The sequence below is a fragment of the Vibrio sp. Vb2880 genome, assembly GCF_033337975.1.
Lineage (GTDB): Bacteria > Pseudomonadota > Gammaproteobacteria > Enterobacterales > Vibrionaceae > Vibrio > Vibrio alginolyticus.
On record NZ_JAWORT010000002.1, the window covers coordinates 115,735 to 131,333 of the forward strand.

General features: G+C 43.6%; 14 protein-coding genes. 6 read left to right on the forward strand and 8 right to left on the reverse strand.

Annotated features, from left to right (window positions below; translation table 11 throughout):
* Positions 1-142: 142 nt before the first annotated feature.
* Positions 143-346 carry a hypothetical protein gene (locus R7M92_RS02420; protein WP_031777159.1) on the reverse strand — a complete coding sequence of 68 codons (204 nt, stop codon included), beginning with the start codon at positions 344-346 and terminating at the stop codon, positions 143-145.
* A gap of 241 nt (positions 347-587) precedes the next feature.
* Between R7M92_RS02420 and R7M92_RS02425 the strand changes: the two genes are divergently transcribed.
* Together R7M92_RS02425 and R7M92_RS02430 are read left to right on the forward strand one after the other, a co-directional pair.
* On the forward strand, positions 588-902 hold the full coding sequence (locus R7M92_RS02425) for a DUF496 family protein (protein ID WP_005373603.1): 315 nt from the start codon (positions 588-590) through the stop codon (positions 900-902).
* A gap of 121 nt (positions 903-1,023) precedes the next feature.
* A complete protein-coding gene (locus tag R7M92_RS02430; RefSeq protein WP_005385628.1) occupies positions 1,024-2,361 on the forward strand; it encodes an MATE family efflux transporter in 1,338 nt (445 codons plus the stop codon).
* 74 nt (positions 2,362-2,435) lie between these two features.
* On the opposite strand, the gene R7M92_RS02435 is transcribed toward R7M92_RS02430, so the two are convergent.
* The gene (locus R7M92_RS02435) at positions 2,436-5,072 is read right to left on the reverse strand and encodes an ATP-binding protein (RefSeq protein WP_104976233.1); all 2,637 of its coding nucleotides are present in this window, start codon (positions 5,070-5,072) and stop codon (positions 2,436-2,438) included.
* A gap of 615 nt (positions 5,073-5,687) precedes the next feature.
* Between R7M92_RS02435 and R7M92_RS02440 the strand changes: the two genes are divergently transcribed.
* Both R7M92_RS02440 and R7M92_RS02445 read left to right on the forward strand, forming a co-directional pair.
* Complete coding sequence (locus R7M92_RS02440) at positions 5,688-7,121, forward strand: glyceraldehyde-3-phosphate dehydrogenase (protein WP_025767937.1); 1,434 nt, start codon at positions 5,688-5,690, stop codon at positions 7,119-7,121.
* A 240-nt stretch (positions 7,122-7,361) separates the two neighbouring features.
* Positions 7,362-7,583 (forward strand): hypothetical protein, encoded by a 222-nt coding sequence (locus R7M92_RS02445; RefSeq protein ID WP_005373607.1) that lies wholly within the window; start codon positions 7,362-7,364, stop codon positions 7,581-7,583.
* 125 nt (positions 7,584-7,708) lie between these two features.
* Here R7M92_RS02445 and R7M92_RS02450 read toward each other — a convergent pair whose 3' ends face one another.
* The 4 genes from R7M92_RS02450 to R7M92_RS02465 form a co-directional block, all read right to left on the reverse strand.
* Positions 7,709-8,038: a hypothetical protein gene (locus R7M92_RS02450; protein WP_005373609.1), complete on the reverse strand. Its 330-nt coding sequence runs from the start codon at positions 8,036-8,038 to the stop codon at positions 7,709-7,711.
* A gap of 329 nt (positions 8,039-8,367) precedes the next feature.
* Positions 8,368-8,982 (reverse strand): LysE family translocator, encoded by a 615-nt coding sequence (locus tag R7M92_RS02455; RefSeq protein ID WP_005373611.1) that lies wholly within the window; start codon positions 8,980-8,982, stop codon positions 8,368-8,370.
* Positions 8,983-9,091: 109 nt separating this feature from the next.
* Positions 9,092-10,006 (reverse strand): LysR family transcriptional regulator, encoded by a 915-nt coding sequence (locus tag R7M92_RS02460; RefSeq protein ID WP_017819875.1) that lies wholly within the window; start codon positions 10,004-10,006, stop codon positions 9,092-9,094.
* A gap of 40 nt (positions 10,007-10,046) precedes the next feature.
* Complete coding sequence (locus R7M92_RS02465) at positions 10,047-10,502, reverse strand: Lrp/AsnC family transcriptional regulator (RefSeq protein ID WP_318132609.1); 456 nt, start codon at positions 10,500-10,502, stop codon at positions 10,047-10,049.
* Between the two features lie 327 nt (positions 10,503-10,829).
* Here R7M92_RS02465 and yjeH point away from each other — a divergent pair, with 327 nt between their 5' ends.
* Positions 10,830-12,092 carry an L-methionine/branched-chain amino acid transporter gene (gene yjeH / locus R7M92_RS02470; protein ID WP_318132611.1) on the forward strand — a complete coding sequence of 421 codons (1,263 nt, stop codon included), beginning with the start codon at positions 10,830-10,832 and terminating at the stop codon, positions 12,090-12,092.
* On the opposite strand, the gene R7M92_RS02475 is transcribed toward yjeH, so the two are convergent.
* Positions 12,093-13,538 (reverse strand): PLP-dependent aminotransferase family protein, encoded by a 1,446-nt coding sequence (locus R7M92_RS02475; RefSeq protein ID WP_318132613.1) that lies wholly within the window; start codon positions 13,536-13,538, stop codon positions 12,093-12,095. It lies immediately after the preceding gene.
* Between the two features lie 99 nt (positions 13,539-13,637).
* On the opposite strand from R7M92_RS02475, the gene R7M92_RS02480 reads away from it, so the two are divergent.
* The gene (locus tag R7M92_RS02480) at positions 13,638-14,294 is read left to right on the forward strand and encodes a pyridoxamine 5'-phosphate oxidase family protein (protein ID WP_005373620.1); all 657 of its coding nucleotides are present in this window, start codon (positions 13,638-13,640) and stop codon (positions 14,292-14,294) included.
* Here R7M92_RS02480 and R7M92_RS02485 read toward each other — a convergent pair.
* Complete coding sequence (locus R7M92_RS02485) at positions 14,275-15,597, reverse strand: ATP-binding protein (RefSeq protein WP_005373622.1); 1,323 nt, start codon at positions 15,595-15,597, stop codon at positions 14,275-14,277. The two genes, R7M92_RS02480 and R7M92_RS02485, sit on opposite strands and share 20 nt — an antisense overlap.
* Positions 15,598-15,599: the final 2 nt, after the last annotated feature.

Sequence of the window (15,599 nt, forward strand, 5' to 3'; positions counted from 1 at the left end):
CATTTGACTTTGTACCTAAATCGCTTCGAAATCATACGCCATAAATTCACACAGCAGTGCAAGAAGCGTTAGCGGTTCAGGTGTTGGTGTCAGGCTAAAGCATAGCGTAAGACCTGACACCCCTTACGAATAGGGTCAGGTATCAATGCTCCGAGAGAATCGGCACTCTCGTCAAATTGCCATCTTGGTCGACCATCATTATTTTTGAACGATTAAGCTCAACTTCGATGATTTCGAGTTGCTCACGGGCGTTGATATACGCCGTTTTTAACTTTTCAGCCACAGAGCGAGTGACTTGCTCATTATCTTGACTATTTACTTGCTCCGCAGTGTTACCAGAGTCCATATCAAGTTCATCATTTTGCATTCAATGGTGTTGATAATATAGTGAAGGCCACGTTATGACAATGAATCGATGGATTCTACGATGTTGGCCAAAACTCGAAGAAAGCAGCACGATTATATGGACACAGCGCAATTGGTTGAGAAATGTTCAACTCTGCATTGCTATTGATCTAAAGACTGTTATGCCACTGGATGTTGTGCTTTAATCGAGGAAGATATTCATAAAATTAGGAAAGAGAACTATGAGTAGCGTATTTGAAATCGTTAACCAAGCTCGTCGTAAAAACAAACTAAAACGTGAGCTTCTTGATAACGAGAAGAAAGTTCGTGATAACCGTAAACGTGTTGATCTTCTAGAAAACCTTCTAGACTACATCAAACCAGAAATGACTCACGATGAAATCGTCGCAATCATCAAAAATATGAAAGCAGACTATGAAGATCGTGTTGATGACCACATCATTAAAAGCGCTGAGATCTCTAAAGCACGTCGTGACATCAGCCGTCGCATTCGTGAGCTGACTGAAGAAGACAAGCAAACTAGCGGCAAAAAATAAACGCGTAAGCTAGATTTTCGAACCCCGAGCAAGAATATCTTCCTCGGGGTTTATTTTTGTCTCTAAACTAACCGCCGTGTACAATCAATCTAACTCTTATTCCTAACGCATTCAGCTTTCTATGTCTTCAACTACGACAAGTACACAACCAACGCTTGCAAAACAATTATTTACGATGACCTGGCCAATGCTATTTGGCGTTCTGTCTTTAATGAGCTTTCAGCTTGTGGATAGCGCGTTTATCGGTCAGCTCGGCGTTTTACCGTTAGCCGCTCAAGGTTTCACTCTGCCTTTGCAAATGGTCATTATCGGTATTCAAGTTGGTTTAGGGATCGCAACGACAGCGGTCATTTCTAAAGCTCTTGGGGCGAATGAAAGTCGGTATGCCAAACAACTTGGCGGATTGGTATTGATGATCGGCTCAATCGGTGTCGCTATTTTTGGCGGGCTAATTTGGCTTTTGCGCTACCCCATTTTAGCTCTATTAAGCGCTCCAGAATCTGTTATGCCGATAATCGACAGTTACTGGCCTTGGTGGTTATTAAGCTCATGGACTGGTGCGGTTTTGTATTTTTACTACAGTATCTGCCGAGCTAATGGCAATACAATGTTACCTGGCACAATGATGATGATAACCAGCGGCGTGAACCTTGTGCTCGATCCGCTATTTATTTTCACGTTTGACTTGGGTATTAACGGAGCGGCAATAGCAACCATCGTCGCTTTTGGGTTTGGTATTTTAGTCGTCGCTCCTCGCGTGAAGAAGAATCACTGGGCAACGACACAATGGCAAGATCTTAACGTAGCCAAAAGTGTTGCATCTATCGGTAACATTATGGGCCCTGCGATGATTAGCCAACTGCTGCCACCGTTGTCTTCCATGCTAGCAACAAAATTATTGGCAAGCTTTGGAACCGCAGCAGTCGCCGCTTGGGCGCTTGGTTCACGCTATGAGTTCTTTGCTATCGTTTCGGTCTTGGCGCTGACAATGTCTATGCCTCCAATGGTTGGACGCTTACTTGGAGCAAAGAACTATGAAGATATCCAAAGGCTCGTCAGCATTGCCGTAAAATTCATTCTAGGTTTCCAACTTTTGATTGCTGCCATTACATTTGCCGTCGCAAACCCACTCGCATTATTGATGACAAGTGATGTGCAAGTGGAGCAAGTCTTGGAAATGCATTTACTGATAGTGCCGATCAGTTTGGGTTCATTAGGGGTTTGTATGCTAATGGTTTCTCTTTGTAATGCATTAGGCAAATCTTACACCGCGCTCACCATTTCAGCGCTGCGCTTGTTTGTCTTTTTCCTACCGTGCTTGTGGGTTGGCGCTCAAATGGATGGAATCCGAGGTTTACTCTTAGGCGCTTGTATCGGCAACCTGTTAGCTGGTGTTTCCGCATACCTAACCTATCGCCAAACCATACGCAAACTCGCAGGCGCTCAAGCCAACGCGTAACGATGAATAATCAGAACTAAGCCCCTGAAATGGGGCTTAATCGTTTTGACACCGTGTCTAAGTTGAAATGTTAGCTAGGCGAGTTTTAATTCACTAAAGAGCTCAAATAACTGGTTCGATTTATACGGCTTAGGTAAATAAGCATCCATGCCTGCCGCAAAACAGTTGTGGATGTCTTCTTCCAAAACACTCGCAGTGAGTGCGATAATCATCGTTTTTTCACGTCCTGCTTTCTTTTCCCAACGACGAATTTCTTTCGTCGCGGTCAGTCCATCCATCACGGGCATCATGCAGTCCATTAAAATTGCATCGAATTCTTCTCCTTTTGTGATGGCTTCTAACGCTTCTTGACCGTTGCTTGTTATCAAATAGTCATAACCTGCTTTATCCAGAAAGAAACTCGCTATTTTCTGGTTCATCAAGTTATCCTCCGCAATTAAGATCCTCCGATGAGAACGCGACGCTCGATATTCAGAGCTGACAACATTATTTGTGACATTGTCACTTGATATAGTCTTTTCAACCTTAGCTAAATCATCAATGACATGCTTAAATCGATTGCCAAGGAAAGGTAATGTGAGTACGGCATGTACTTTTTCTGCATTTTCGTAGGGAGTGGATAAATGATGCTGGCAAATAATCACACGGCGAAGATCGTAATTAAATGATAGATTATCCAAGATTTCATCGGTATTAGCGTCGTTACTGTGGCACAGAAATATGACATCAAAGTCATCATTTATCGCTTGCACTTCATTCACATTATTAACACCAAAGAGATTGATTTTCGCTAAGCGACACTCTTTTAATACTTGGTCGGCGTAGTCGTAATTTGAGCAGATCAAAAGCCCTTTATTAATCACCTCCGAACGCCAGCCAAACACCGGAATTGCTTCAACCTCAATCGAGAATTCAAAGCATGTGCCCACTCCTTTTGTAGATGTTGCTACGAGCTTGCCCCCCATCATCGACACAAGCTGACAACAAATTGCCAAACCCAACCCTGTGCCGCCAAATTGCCTCGACACTCCTTCATCTTCCTGAGTAAAGGGTTCAAAAATCGTGGTTAACTTATCTTGATCAATGCCTATTCCGGTATCTTCTACTTTAAACGTCAGCACTCCACGTTCTTTCTCAAGTAACTCCTCATAACTAACATCAACGCATACATGCCCACTTTCGGTAAACTTAACCGCATTCGATACCAGATTCGTAACTACCTGTTTGACACGATGATCATCGACCATCACGCGAATGGGGATATTTTCAGCTAAATTAATACCTAACTTTAGCTGTTTAGATGTTGCTTTGGATTGGAATAAAATCATCGACTGATACACGACTTCTCGGATATCCGCTTCTACTAGTGACAGCTCCAATCGTCCAGACTCGATTTTAGAGAGATCCAATATATCGTTAAGTAAAGTAAGCAGTGTTTGAGATGAGGAGTCAATGTCATCAACAACTTCTTGTTGATGCGAAGACAACTCACTTTGAGAGAGTATTTCTGTCATGCCCATGATCCCGTTAAGGGGCGTGCGTATTTCATGTGACATGTTGGCAAGAAACACAGATTTTGCACGATTAGCCGATACTGCTGACTCTTTTGCATGCAGTATTTCTTCAGTTTGTCTCTGCATTTCTTCAACCACTCGATTCACTTGCTGAGCAAAAATGGTCAGTTCATCACTTCCATCAACTTTGACTTTTGTTTGCTTCTCTTCGGAGTTGATCAACGCGTTTAAAGTATGAATGATCGCATCGAGTTTGCTGTTAACTCGGAACCAAGTACTAAATCCGAGCCAACAAAGCAGGATAACCACTAAGGCGACGCCAAAACTGATCATCGCTATATTGGCCTTTTGTTCATGAACCTGCGTGAGAAGCGACTGCTCAGTTTGTTTGGTGAACCCATCAATGAGCACTTGTAAGCGCTGCACACGAAAATCGAGTTCTTTTAAATACGCGGCGTAGTCACTTTGTGACATGTCTCCTGACATTAATTGTCCGCGAGACGCCAAGTTTCTCTGATATCTCGGCGAAGTAAACAAGCCAAGCAATTTATCCACTTGCTCGTATGACCCACCTAAGTTTAAAAACGCATCCAAATTTTGCTGCTGTCGGTCAATCGCCTGATAAAACATACTTTGACTTAGCCGACTCTCAGGGTCTTGGACTAAACGGTTCGTCAGCCAAGCTTCTTTCTGTGTCCAAAAAGAGAGCTGAGCAAGGTAGGCAATAAAATTTTGCATGCGAATGCCGTCGTCACTGCCATACCATTGATGATTTTGCAACAAAGAGCGCGACATATTTTGGAGCTGTTGAAATGCCCAATCACCCAGGTCGTCCATCTCACTCAATCTACCTGACAATACCCCCTGCATGGCTTCTTTCAGTTCATCAGCATACTCAGCAGTATTAGGGTTACGCACAAACTTTTGATGCAAAGAAGAAATAACTTCACCTTGTTCTTCAATATTAATGGCTGCAGAGACTTGAAGATCAGGCTGTCGGCGTACTTTCTCTATGGAGTAAATAAAGTGGGAGGCCTTGGATATCAATTGGAAACCTTGAATATTGCTAACCGTTTGATTGAGACGGCTCACGCGCAACGCATTATCAGAAAACTGCTGAACTGCAAATACCACTATTACCACAGCGGGTAATAGTGCGAGGAGCGCTAAGCGTGTTTTTATTGATAATCTCAACATCCATCAGCCTAATGGTTGATTTCATCCGTTTATTTAATATTAGACTAGTTTCTTGCATTGAAAGGCATATACGACATTGTTACTTTCAAACAACATTCACCTACCTAGACTATGGTTATTGTGAGTGTTTTATCATCGGCTAATGCAGTAGAAATTGTGATTTAAGTCATGTTTTTTAATCTTAAAGTTGGATGCAAACAATGAAGTTTCACTCACAACTAAGAGTCGCATCACTTTTCAGGAAATCATCTATTGTATGTTTACCTATTGAGTTGCCTTATCGAGTTAAATCACACAAAAATGCAAAATATCCATTTTTGTCAACAAAACTAATTTGAAAGCAAACGTTATCATCGCAAAAAAAGTAAGTTACTTTCTAAATGTCAATACGTGAAAACCACTGCTTTAGTCACATTAATCCACCACTAACGTCCCCTTAAGTAGTGTTTTACACTGGATTTAATTTTCCTAGCAGAATAAGGACTCCGACCTTAGAATCCGCACACATAACTATTACAACCCGATTACATAACCCACCACACTCTTGCACGCTGCCGAAGAGGCAACAGCAGAGAGTATGGTTAGCCCCCAAAACGTGAAAGGTCTAATACAACAATGAGTCCAGAGAAATATCTCCAAGACTGGCAAACTAGCCAAACGATTGCTGAATCTATTTCCCCTCTAATTGGTAAGCTATATCGTCAAAAAGGAATCGAAGTGGTTCTGTTTGGTAAAACGCTTATTAATGCTACTACTATAGACATTCTCAAAACTCATCGCGTTGCAAGACGTTATACCGGTAACCCACTTTCGCTTGAGCACACGATGCCTATTATTCAAGCGCTTTGTGAAATGAGCATTTCTTCATGCCGTGTCGATGTTGGCCAATTGGCAACTATGTACTGGAATGAACATGACGATACAAGCTCTCTAAACGATTTCCTTATCACTGCACTTGATGGCGCTCGCGACGCAGATTCTTCATTGAAAGCGCGTGATGTGGTTCTTTACGGGTTCGGTCGCATTGGTCGACTACTTACTCGCCTTCTCATTGAGAAAAGTGGTCCAGGTTACCCACTAAGACTACGTGCGATTGTGGTTCGTGGCGGTAAAAAAGGCGATTTGGAGAAGCGTGCTAGCTTGTTGCGTCGTGACTCAGTTCACGGTCAGTTCAACGGTAGCATTGTTATCGATGAAGAGCGTAAAGCACTGATCGTTAACGGCAACTACATCCAAATCATCTACGCAAATAACCCAAGCGAAGTGGATTACTCAGCTTTCGGTATCAATAACGCGCTAGTTGTTGATAACACAGGTGTTTGGCGTGATTCTGAAGGCCTGAGCCAACACTTAGCGTGTAAAGGCGCAGAGAAGGTACTGCTAACAGCACCAGGTAAAGGTGACATCAAAAACGTTGTATTCGGTGTAAATGAGTCGGTAATTAAAGAAGATGACACCATCATCTCTGCGGCAAGCTGTACAACAAATGCAATCACGCCAGTCCTTAAGGCTCTGAACGATAAATATGGTGTTCTTTCTGGCCATATTGAAACCGTGCACTCATACACAAACGACCAAAATTTGATCGACAACTTCCACTCTGGTGACCGTCGCGGACGTAGTGCTTCACTAAACATGGTTCTGACTTCAACAGGTGCGGCAAAAGCAGTTGCTAAAGCATTGCCAGAGCTTGCAGGCAAGCTAACAGGCAACGCGATTCGCGTACCGACACCAAACGTATCTATGGCAGTCGCTAATCTAAACTTAGGTGAAGACGTAGACCGTGATTCACTGAACGATTACTTGCGTGAAATGGCGTTGAACTCTGAGCTTTCGGCACAGATTGACTACACCGATTCAACAGAAATTGTATCAACTGACTTAGTTGGCTCTCGCCATGCAGGCGTCGTAGATGGTCAAGCGACTATCGCACAAGACAAGCGTTGTGTACTTTACATCTGGTACGACAACGAATTCGGTTACAGCTGCCAAGTTGTGCACTGTATGGAACAAATGATGGGTGTTCGTTACCAAACATTCCCTCGATAGGTGAACTTTGCTCCACAACGTTAACCACATAGCGTAGCGGACAATATCTCATATTTGTTCTAAATAATAAGCGCCATGCGCATTACTAATATTTTTCCCCGTTTATACGCCTGATCACCCTCAGGCGTTTTTTCGTTTCATTCATTTGACACTCTCCGGACAAAGTGAACGTCAGCATTCATGTTTTGTTCATGTTCACAGCATTAATCTGAGCACATAAATTACAGAGAGGTCATGATTATGAATCGGATTATTGTAACTGCACTAGCACTGATTACCGGCTTTTTTACGTTAGTATTTAGCTTGATCATTGCGATTCCGTTGACCATCGCAGCATTAATTACCGGCAAGCGTATTGAAAAGCGCGTCAAGAAAATGCAGAGAGAAATGCACGAAGAATATGAATTTAATACAGGTAAAGCAGATGCGATTGAAGGTGAATTTGAAGAGGTTCGCCGGTAAGTAAATAAGATTTAGATGAGTTTCTCTCCCCCGACCGCTCCTGAGAAACTTCTTGCTTTCACCCTGTCCTTAAAATGGCAGGGTGCTTTTTTGAAAAGCACAATATTGAATAAACACCTAGCGGTTTATTGCTTTATCTTTTTGTTGTAGGAGGCTGTGTAACCAGCCTCCCATAAATCACCATCGACACCAGAGTATGGGTTGGATTCTTTCGGAGCGCCGCTTAGGCAAGCATCTTTGCCTTCCTTCTTAATTTCATCGATGTGATTTAAAACAAAGTCAAAGTGTTTAGGATCAGCCTTTTGTAGTAACCCGTACAAAAGGCCAAAGCCAAGCATCGTAAATACAAACAGTTCAAAAAACACCCAAATGCTCTTTGTTGAAAAGAATATCCAAGCAACGCTGCAAACACTGGTCAAAATTACTACTGGAGCTAAATCTACTATTCTTTGCATATTGCTCTCACCTTCTAAACGGTCATGAAGTCTCTACCCCTTTCATAGGGTAAGTAAGAGGAAAGTCCGTTTTTATCCAATAAAGCACTCTCGACTTAATATGCGACACTGTTAGTATTAACGTTAAGTGGCTATCGTTCTCATTATAACAATGCGTTGGAAAGTAGCTTTCACAGCAAATGAGAATATGAACCAAAGTAACACTATTGATAATATTAATTTTAGCAACATTTAGCGTCAGAATTACGTAAATTGTGTAAGGGTTACTGAGAGTAGACAAAAAAGCAGCCACACGGGCTGCTTTTAGTATTTCTGTCTTGCGAGCTTGTCTATACCGTTACGACCACTCTAAGAGCCAGCAGCATGAGTACTACCCCTGACAAACGATCAATCAACACTGCCTTAGAGCGAATTCTGTCAACGACTTTAGAGCTCGATAGCACTAGGGTAATAAAGGTGTACCAAAGCCCATCCACAACAAACGGCGTGGCAACAATGATCATCTGATTACTCAAATCATTACCGAGCGCGACAAACTGACTGAATAATGCGATAAAAAACAAAGCAATTTTGGGACTTAAAATCGAGATAAAAAAGCCTTCTCGCGCAGACTGGATTACCGTTGTTTCCTCACCTGACTCCAACTTCGCAGCCACACCACCTTTTGAACGCAAAGCATTAAACCCTAAATACGCAAGATATGCCGCACCCACAAGGCTAATCGTCTTGAACAGCATCGGGCTTTGCTGCAAAACAACAGCGAGCCCAATCAAGGTAATAAACGCATATATACCAATGCCAAACGCATGAGCCCAAGCCGTAGCTAATCCATTGATACGTCCACCAGCCAACGAGTGCTTAGCGACAATAGCTAAGCTGGGACCTGGTGACATAGCCCCTAATAAACACACGGTAAAAAGTGATAACCAAACTGTTAGTGTCATAAGAATCTCCCCTCTTTGAAGCTCACTCTATCAACGGAAGAGGTATAATTAGAAATCAAAGTTATTCATACTAATCATGACTTCAAGTCATAGCTAAACGGTGTACGTATTAGCGAATGGAATATTCAGAGATTTGCATTACTGAGCGAATCTCTTCTCGCACCCATTTATGCGCAGGATCCGTGTCGTATTTGGGGTGCCACATTAACCAATATTGATGAATAGGTGTTTCGAGTGGTAATGCTTTATGGGTTAAGTCCCAATGCTTAGCGAGGTTAACGGCAATATGTTCAGGAGCCACCATCAGGTGCTCACTTGCAACTAAGCGATTGATCGCAGCAGAGAAGAATGGAACCTTAAAGGTAACGTGGCGGGTGTGCCCTAGCTCTTTCAATGCTAAATCAGTGTAGGAATCTTTGTCTCCGCCGCCAGTCACTTTGATGTGTGAATATGAAATCAAGTCTTCAATACTGATCTGGTCCTGCTTTGCTAACGGATGAGAAGATTTCATCAAACAAACTGATGAATCCTCACCAATTTTAACGCTCGACACACTCTGTGGTTTTTCTGGATACATAGAAGACGCGATATGGATGCCCGTCTCATGAAGTTTATCAAGAAAGTTGGGTTGCCACAGTCGGTACGCCATATCTAACTGTGGCGCTTGTTCACCCAAGTGAGAGGCAATATCGGGCAATACGTATTGCGCCACGTAGTCACTAGAAGCAATAACAAGCTCACCTTGCCACTGCCGCGGCTCAAAAGGTTGGTCATCGAGTAAATGGTCAAACTCAGCCAGTAATGCATCAAGCTTTGATTTTAACGCTATTGCTCGTGGCGTTGGTATCAGTTGATTACCTTGACGAATAAGCAGTGGGTCACCACACAGATCGCGCAATTGTGCAAGCTGTCGACTGACAGCTGACTGCGTAATGTGCAAACGGTCTGCGGTCCGGCTGACATGACACTCCTCTAAAAGTACATGCAAGGATCTAAGTAGATTCAAATTAATGTTGTTTAACATATTCGCTCAGAAGGGTTTTCAACATGGCATCCATTCATGGTCACTTCACAAACAGGTTCCCAGTCGTGTTAAAGAATTCAGCTAAGACGGTATGAGTCATCAGGTTTCGAAGCTCTGGATATCGTTGAATTTGATCTCTGATTTCGTTCAAGCGAGCCATCGTAGGCACTTCGACAAAAACCATCATGTCCGTCTCACCGCTGATCGCATGACACCATTTTACGCCATCAATTTTGTATAATTCGTCCGCGTATGATTCGCAATAATACGTAGAGGTTGATTTATCGAACTTTAAGGCAAAATAGGCGCAAATCGAATCCCCACCCGAAGGCGCAATTTCAGCGTGATACCCTAGAATCACTTTGTCATGCTCTAGCTTGCGAATACGGGCCGTTACCGCAGAACGAGAAAGGTTTACGTTATCCGCAATTTCAGTCACCGACAGCCGAGCGTTGTGCCTGAGCAGATCCACAATCTTATGATCAAACTTGTCCATACCGTTACCAAGCTTTCCTTATTTTTCTCATTCTATACCGATTCTAACTGCATAAGAAACCAACATTTTGTTGGAATTATTTAAAACAACCGTCATATTGACGGTTTAGTAAATCATTTTGTTATTAACATTTTGGATATGCTATTTGGCGGGCATGAGATGAGTGCTGTTATCCATTTCAACAGAAAATAGATAACACATTGAAATCAAATTCCCAACTTAAGTACTCAGCACATAAATAGCATCGCTTAAACACATAAAACGAAATAACCAGAAGCCACAAGCTTTTTCGTAATAAGCCTCATAACATTGGATGAATCAATTCGCATGGAAGAGCTCAAAAAAGACATTTCACTCACATCAGGTATCGCACAGTTATCCACCACATTAATGGGAACGGGGCTGTTTATGATCCCGGCTATCGCAGCAGGTATAGCTGGCCATTTTTCACTATGGGCTTGGATTTTATTGTTCATCGCGATTTGTCCTATTGCGCTGACTTTTGCTCAACTGGGTAAACGATACCCCAACGCGGGCGGAACAGCCTTTTTTGTACGCAAAGCCTTTAACGCCAAACTGGAAAGTAGTGTCGCTTGGCTATTTGTTAGTGTCATTCCGGTAGGGGTTCCGGCCGCGATTGCACTCGCCGCAGGCTTCCTACAACAAATATTGCCAGAACCTATTAGCAACAATCTGTTTGCACAAATTCTGACGGTAGTACTACTTGTGTTCGTCAACTTGATGGGCACAAAATCATCAGGTCATTTACAAACTCTTATTGCTTTGAGTGTCTTCGCACTTGTTGGCGCATTTTTATGGAAAGGCGACGTTAACAGCGCCGATCTTGTGATGCCCGCCATCACACAAGAGTCAATTTGGCCTATTACCGCAGCGTTAGGCGTGATGTTCTGGTGTTTTGTTGGCATAGAGGCTTTTGCCCATATGGGGGAAGAGTTCAAAAAACCTCAAAGAGATTTCCCTATTGCCATTGTGGTCGGTTGTTTTGTAGCAGGGGCTACCTATTGGGCATGCTCTGTCGTTATTTTAAAGTTTGGCGCGTATGGTAACGCTCAATTTGATAACGCATCCATCCCCTGGCTTAGTGCCCAACTACTAGGCGATGGAGCCAAATGGATAATCAGCTTGATAGGTTTCTCCGCTTGTTTCGCGAGCGTTAACTTATACACACAGAGCCTAGCGCGAATGGTCTGGGCTCAAGCTCGGGAACATCGTCCTTCTAGTCCACTAGCCAAGATTTCACGTCGTGGTGTCCCTTTCTCAGCCACCATATTAGTTGGCGGTATATTATTGATATCTTGTGTGATAGGAACCCTATCACAGCTCGATCTGGAGTTTTTCCTAAAACTCGCAAACAGTGTATTCGTTCTGGTTTACATGTTGGCGATGTTAGCCGCTTTCAAATTGCTTCGAGGATTTGGTAAAACACTTGCGGGACTGTCCCTACTGCTTTGTACCGGTGTTTTTATATGTTTAGGCTGGTCAATGTTTTATGCACTTGGCATTTTTACTCTACTTTTACTGCCTTGGAAACAGTGGCGACATAAGCGACAAACACGTGTAGTTGAATAGTCATCGCTTCCCATTTCGAAATATGTGAGCTAAACGTTGGATACCAGCGTCTATGTTCTCTAACGCGATATTGCCGTAACCAAGCACGGCACCATGCCAGTGACGTGCTTGAAAATCTGGGTGTTCATAATAGCTCAAAGGTCGCAAGATGATCCCTTCATGCTCTGCTAGTTTCGTAAAACGCTGCTCATCCATACCATCTTGCCATTTCAACGTAATATGAAGCCCCGCCGCTTGGCTAACGACGCAAACACGGTCGCCAAAATGCTGTTGAATGGATAAATGCATCTGTTCATGCTTAGTTTTGTACAGTCGACGCATTTTTCGAATATGACGTAATAACCCACCTTCAGTAATAAAGTCTGCCAATGCTTCTTGTGTATGCGTCGGCGAATCACCACTTAACGCATCCTTAACCACTAAACATTGCTCTACTAAACGTTCAGGAACCACAAGGTAGCCAAGTCGTAAGCCGTTAAACATCACTTTACTGAAAGAACCCACATACAACACGCGATCATCTCGACCCATTTGAGCCGCTAGCCCTTGTAAGCTGGTATAGGGGCGATGAGCAAACTGGAATTCGCTGTCATAATCATCCTCGATGATCCAACTTGATTGTTCGACCGCCCAGTTGATGATCTTTCCTCTTTGCTCGGTATTGAGTGTGGTGCCCATCGGATATTGATTACTTGGTGTAATATACAGCGCATCGGCATCGCTTGAGGTCACCGCTTCCACATCAAAACCTAATTTCTCTCTTACGAACAAAGGCTCAAATTGATAGTTTTGGAACTGAATCAACTTCCGCATTTGCGCGTAACCTGGTTGCTCCATCAGAACCTTATCACCTTGTTTGAGCACTACCATCGTCGCAATTGACAACGCTTGCTGCGCCCCAGAGGTAATAATAATGCGCTCTGGAGAACAATTCACTGAACGGCTTGATGCGAGGTAGTCAGCTAAAGCACAGCGCAATGCCCAACTACCCTGAATATCTTGATTCCCCAACAAGCAAGTACGAGACATATGGCGAGTGAGTAACTTTTGCCATTGCGCCATCGGAAATGCGTCCAAATCCGGCACACCCGGTGCAAATGCGCGGTTGATATCAAAGTGAGCTTTCGGTGATGAGTCTCTCTGAACTGAACTAGGTTCAGGCAAGTACTGCTCTGGCAGTTCTACGGCAACATAAAAACCAGAACCTTTTTGGCTGTTCAAGTACCCTTCCGCCACTAACTGTTCGTAGGCAGAAATCACGGTATTCCTACTTAGATTAAGCTCTTGTGAAAGCTTCCGCGTAGAAGGCAGCTTCCCATTCTTCACCCACAGTCCTTGAACAATTTTCTTGCGAATAGCAAAAAACAACGCTTGCTGACGCGTTCCATCACTGTCTTTTAAATGCAGGTCACCGATATCAATCAAAGACAAACTGGATCCATCCATTAGTTAAAAGTGGCTCTCTTTAAGCTACCAGTTAAACGCTACATTGCAATCAAAGAATGAGGATCAATCGCTCGTAATGTGAGCAAACAAGGAGAGAAAATGCTATCCAACACCAATAGAACGGAAATTAAGAAAGGCGCACATAAAGCCGTCTCTGATGTTAGCAAACTGCACGCCATCATAGATGAAAGCCTAATCGCTCATATTGCGATAACCAACGAGTCAGGCCCTGTGGTCATCCCTATGCTGGCATGGCGTGTCGATGATTACGTGTATATCCATGGTGCCAACAACAGTCGACTATTACGCTCACTCAAACAAGGAGTGCAAACGTGCTTAACCTTTACTTTGTTTGATGGTTGGGTATTGGCTCGAAGTGCGTTTCACCACAGTGCGCATTATCGCAGTGTTGTGGTCTTTGGCCAGTTTGAGATGGTGGAAGATAACCAAGAGAAAGACAGGTTGCTGAATCACTTTATTGAACAGATCGCTCCGGGGAGAACAGAACAAGTCCGTTTGAGTAATGAAAAAGAACTCAAAGCCACCATGCTGCTGCGTATTCCACTCCTAGAAGCATCAGTGAAAATCAGCAATTTTGGCGTCAACGACGATGCGGAAGACATGGACATCCCTGTTTGGGCAGGTGTCCTACCCTACCGAACCGTCGTAGGTCCGCTGCAAGCTTGTGACGATTTGTATGAAGGTATCGCAGAGCCAGACTACCGCAGTGCCTACTCTAACCGTTGGCAGGAATAAGCACCGTAAAACGTGCGCCGCCTAAGTGACTCTCGCCGACAGAAAGCTCCCACCCCAGTTGCCGCGCTGCACTGGTAGCAATGGCAAGCCCTAAACCAAAGCCTTTCATGTCGGCGTTGCGGCTTTTGTCTAAGCGCGAAAATGGCATAAATACTTCTTCTCGCATCGCCTCAGGGATGCCCGGACCATCGTCCTCAATATCGATGCTCCAGCAATCCGCTACCGTTCGAATCGTCACCTCAACGCAGGACTCACCATAACGCTTGGCGTTTTGCAGTAAATTATCGAGGACAAGGTTACCCAAAGTAGGCTGAAAGTGAATCAATTGGTTCGCGAGTTTATTTTCTGCTCTCAACATGGCGGACTCTAAGCCTAGGTAATTCATGCGGCTTTTACACCAAAGTGGCAGTTCCATGGTTTCAACAGAATCGATCCATGAGTGGTTTTTCACACTCAAGCGAGACAGCATGACAATGTCGGACGTTAAATCCGTCACGACATCAACGTATCGTTCAATATCGTCATGTAACTCTGCCTGCATTTCACCACTCGTGCGTCGAGCTAAATCCGTCGCTAGCTGAATACGACTCAGCGGAGTGCGCACTTCATGAGGAATAGCTTGAGTAAAGATGTGTGTTTGGCGCACTCGTCTCTCAATCTCTTCAGACATGCAGTTGAAGCCTTGGGCGAGCTCTTTCACGGGTTGCGAAAATTGCTTTAGCTCGACTCGCGTATTCAACTCACCAGAACCAAATTGTTGTTGCGCAGCCGTTAGTTGCCGAATTTGGCGGTCAAGACGTCGTACAGGTATGTAAACCATAATGCCTAAACTGCATACAACAACCAAAAGTAGAGTAAGTATAAATACAATCTCAGAATCTTCATTCCAATCAACGTGTGGGCTAAAGAAATCCGTTTTTTCTTTGAAAACTAAACTCTTCGAAGTGTTAGGCAAAGGGAATACCGCAGCATAGGTACTGCCATCAATAAGATAAACAGGTATCCCTTGCATACGGTACAGCAGATTACAATCTCGACAAGGCGGTGATCCGTCCCAGTTTTCAACCAATGTTAAATCAAAGATAAAGAAATCTTGCTTGCCGTTTTCGGTTAACTTCTTGTAGAGAGAATCCGGAGTGCCTCGTTGCTCAATGTATTGATCGACAAAATAAGCACCGTCACTCAAAAAAACACCGACTTCTGTTTTGCGCATGTACTCTTCCCCCATAAAGAGAAACAAAGCAACAGTCAGCGCAAGGCCAGTTACTAACCCCACATATAGACGAGTAAACAGGGAAAACATGC

Excerpts from the sequence above, each read along its gene's own strand:
- R7M92_RS02420 (WP_031777159.1), bottom strand. The coding sequence starts at position 346 with ATGGACTCTGGTAACACTGCGGAGCAAGTAAATAGTCAAGATAATGAG.
- R7M92_RS02425 (WP_005373603.1), top strand. The coding sequence starts at position 588 with ATGAGTAGCGTATTTGAAATCGTTAACCAAGCTCGTCGTAAAAACAAA.
- R7M92_RS02430 (WP_005385628.1), top strand. The coding sequence starts at position 1,024 with ATGTCTTCAACTACGACAAGTACACAACCAACGCTTGCAAAACAATTA.
- R7M92_RS02435 (WP_104976233.1), bottom strand. The coding sequence starts at position 5,072 with ATGTTGAGATTATCAATAAAAACACGCTTAGCGCTCCTCGCACTATTA.
- R7M92_RS02440 (WP_025767937.1), top strand. The coding sequence starts at position 5,688 with ATGAGTCCAGAGAAATATCTCCAAGACTGGCAAACTAGCCAAACGATT.
- R7M92_RS02445 (WP_005373607.1), top strand. The coding sequence starts at position 7,362 with ATGAATCGGATTATTGTAACTGCACTAGCACTGATTACCGGCTTTTTT.
- R7M92_RS02450 (WP_005373609.1), bottom strand. The coding sequence starts at position 8,038 with ATGCAAAGAATAGTAGATTTAGCTCCAGTAGTAATTTTGACCAGTGTT.
- R7M92_RS02455 (WP_005373611.1), bottom strand. The coding sequence starts at position 8,982 with ATGACACTAACAGTTTGGTTATCACTTTTTACCGTGTGTTTATTAGGG.
- R7M92_RS02460 (WP_017819875.1), bottom strand. The coding sequence starts at position 10,006 with ATGTTAAACAACATTAATTTGAATCTACTTAGATCCTTGCATGTACTT.
- R7M92_RS02465 (WP_318132609.1), bottom strand. The coding sequence starts at position 10,502 with ATGGACAAGTTTGATCATAAGATTGTGGATCTGCTCAGGCACAACGCT.
- yjeH (WP_318132611.1), top strand. The coding sequence starts at position 10,830 with ATGGAAGAGCTCAAAAAAGACATTTCACTCACATCAGGTATCGCACAG.
- R7M92_RS02475 (WP_318132613.1), bottom strand. The coding sequence starts at position 13,538 with ATGGATGGATCCAGTTTGTCTTTGATTGATATCGGTGACCTGCATTTA.
- R7M92_RS02480 (WP_005373620.1), top strand. The coding sequence starts at position 13,638 with ATGCTATCCAACACCAATAGAACGGAAATTAAGAAAGGCGCACATAAA.
- R7M92_RS02485 (WP_005373622.1), bottom strand. The coding sequence starts at position 15,597 with ATGTTTTCCCTGTTTACTCGTCTATATGTGGGGTTAGTAACTGGCCTT.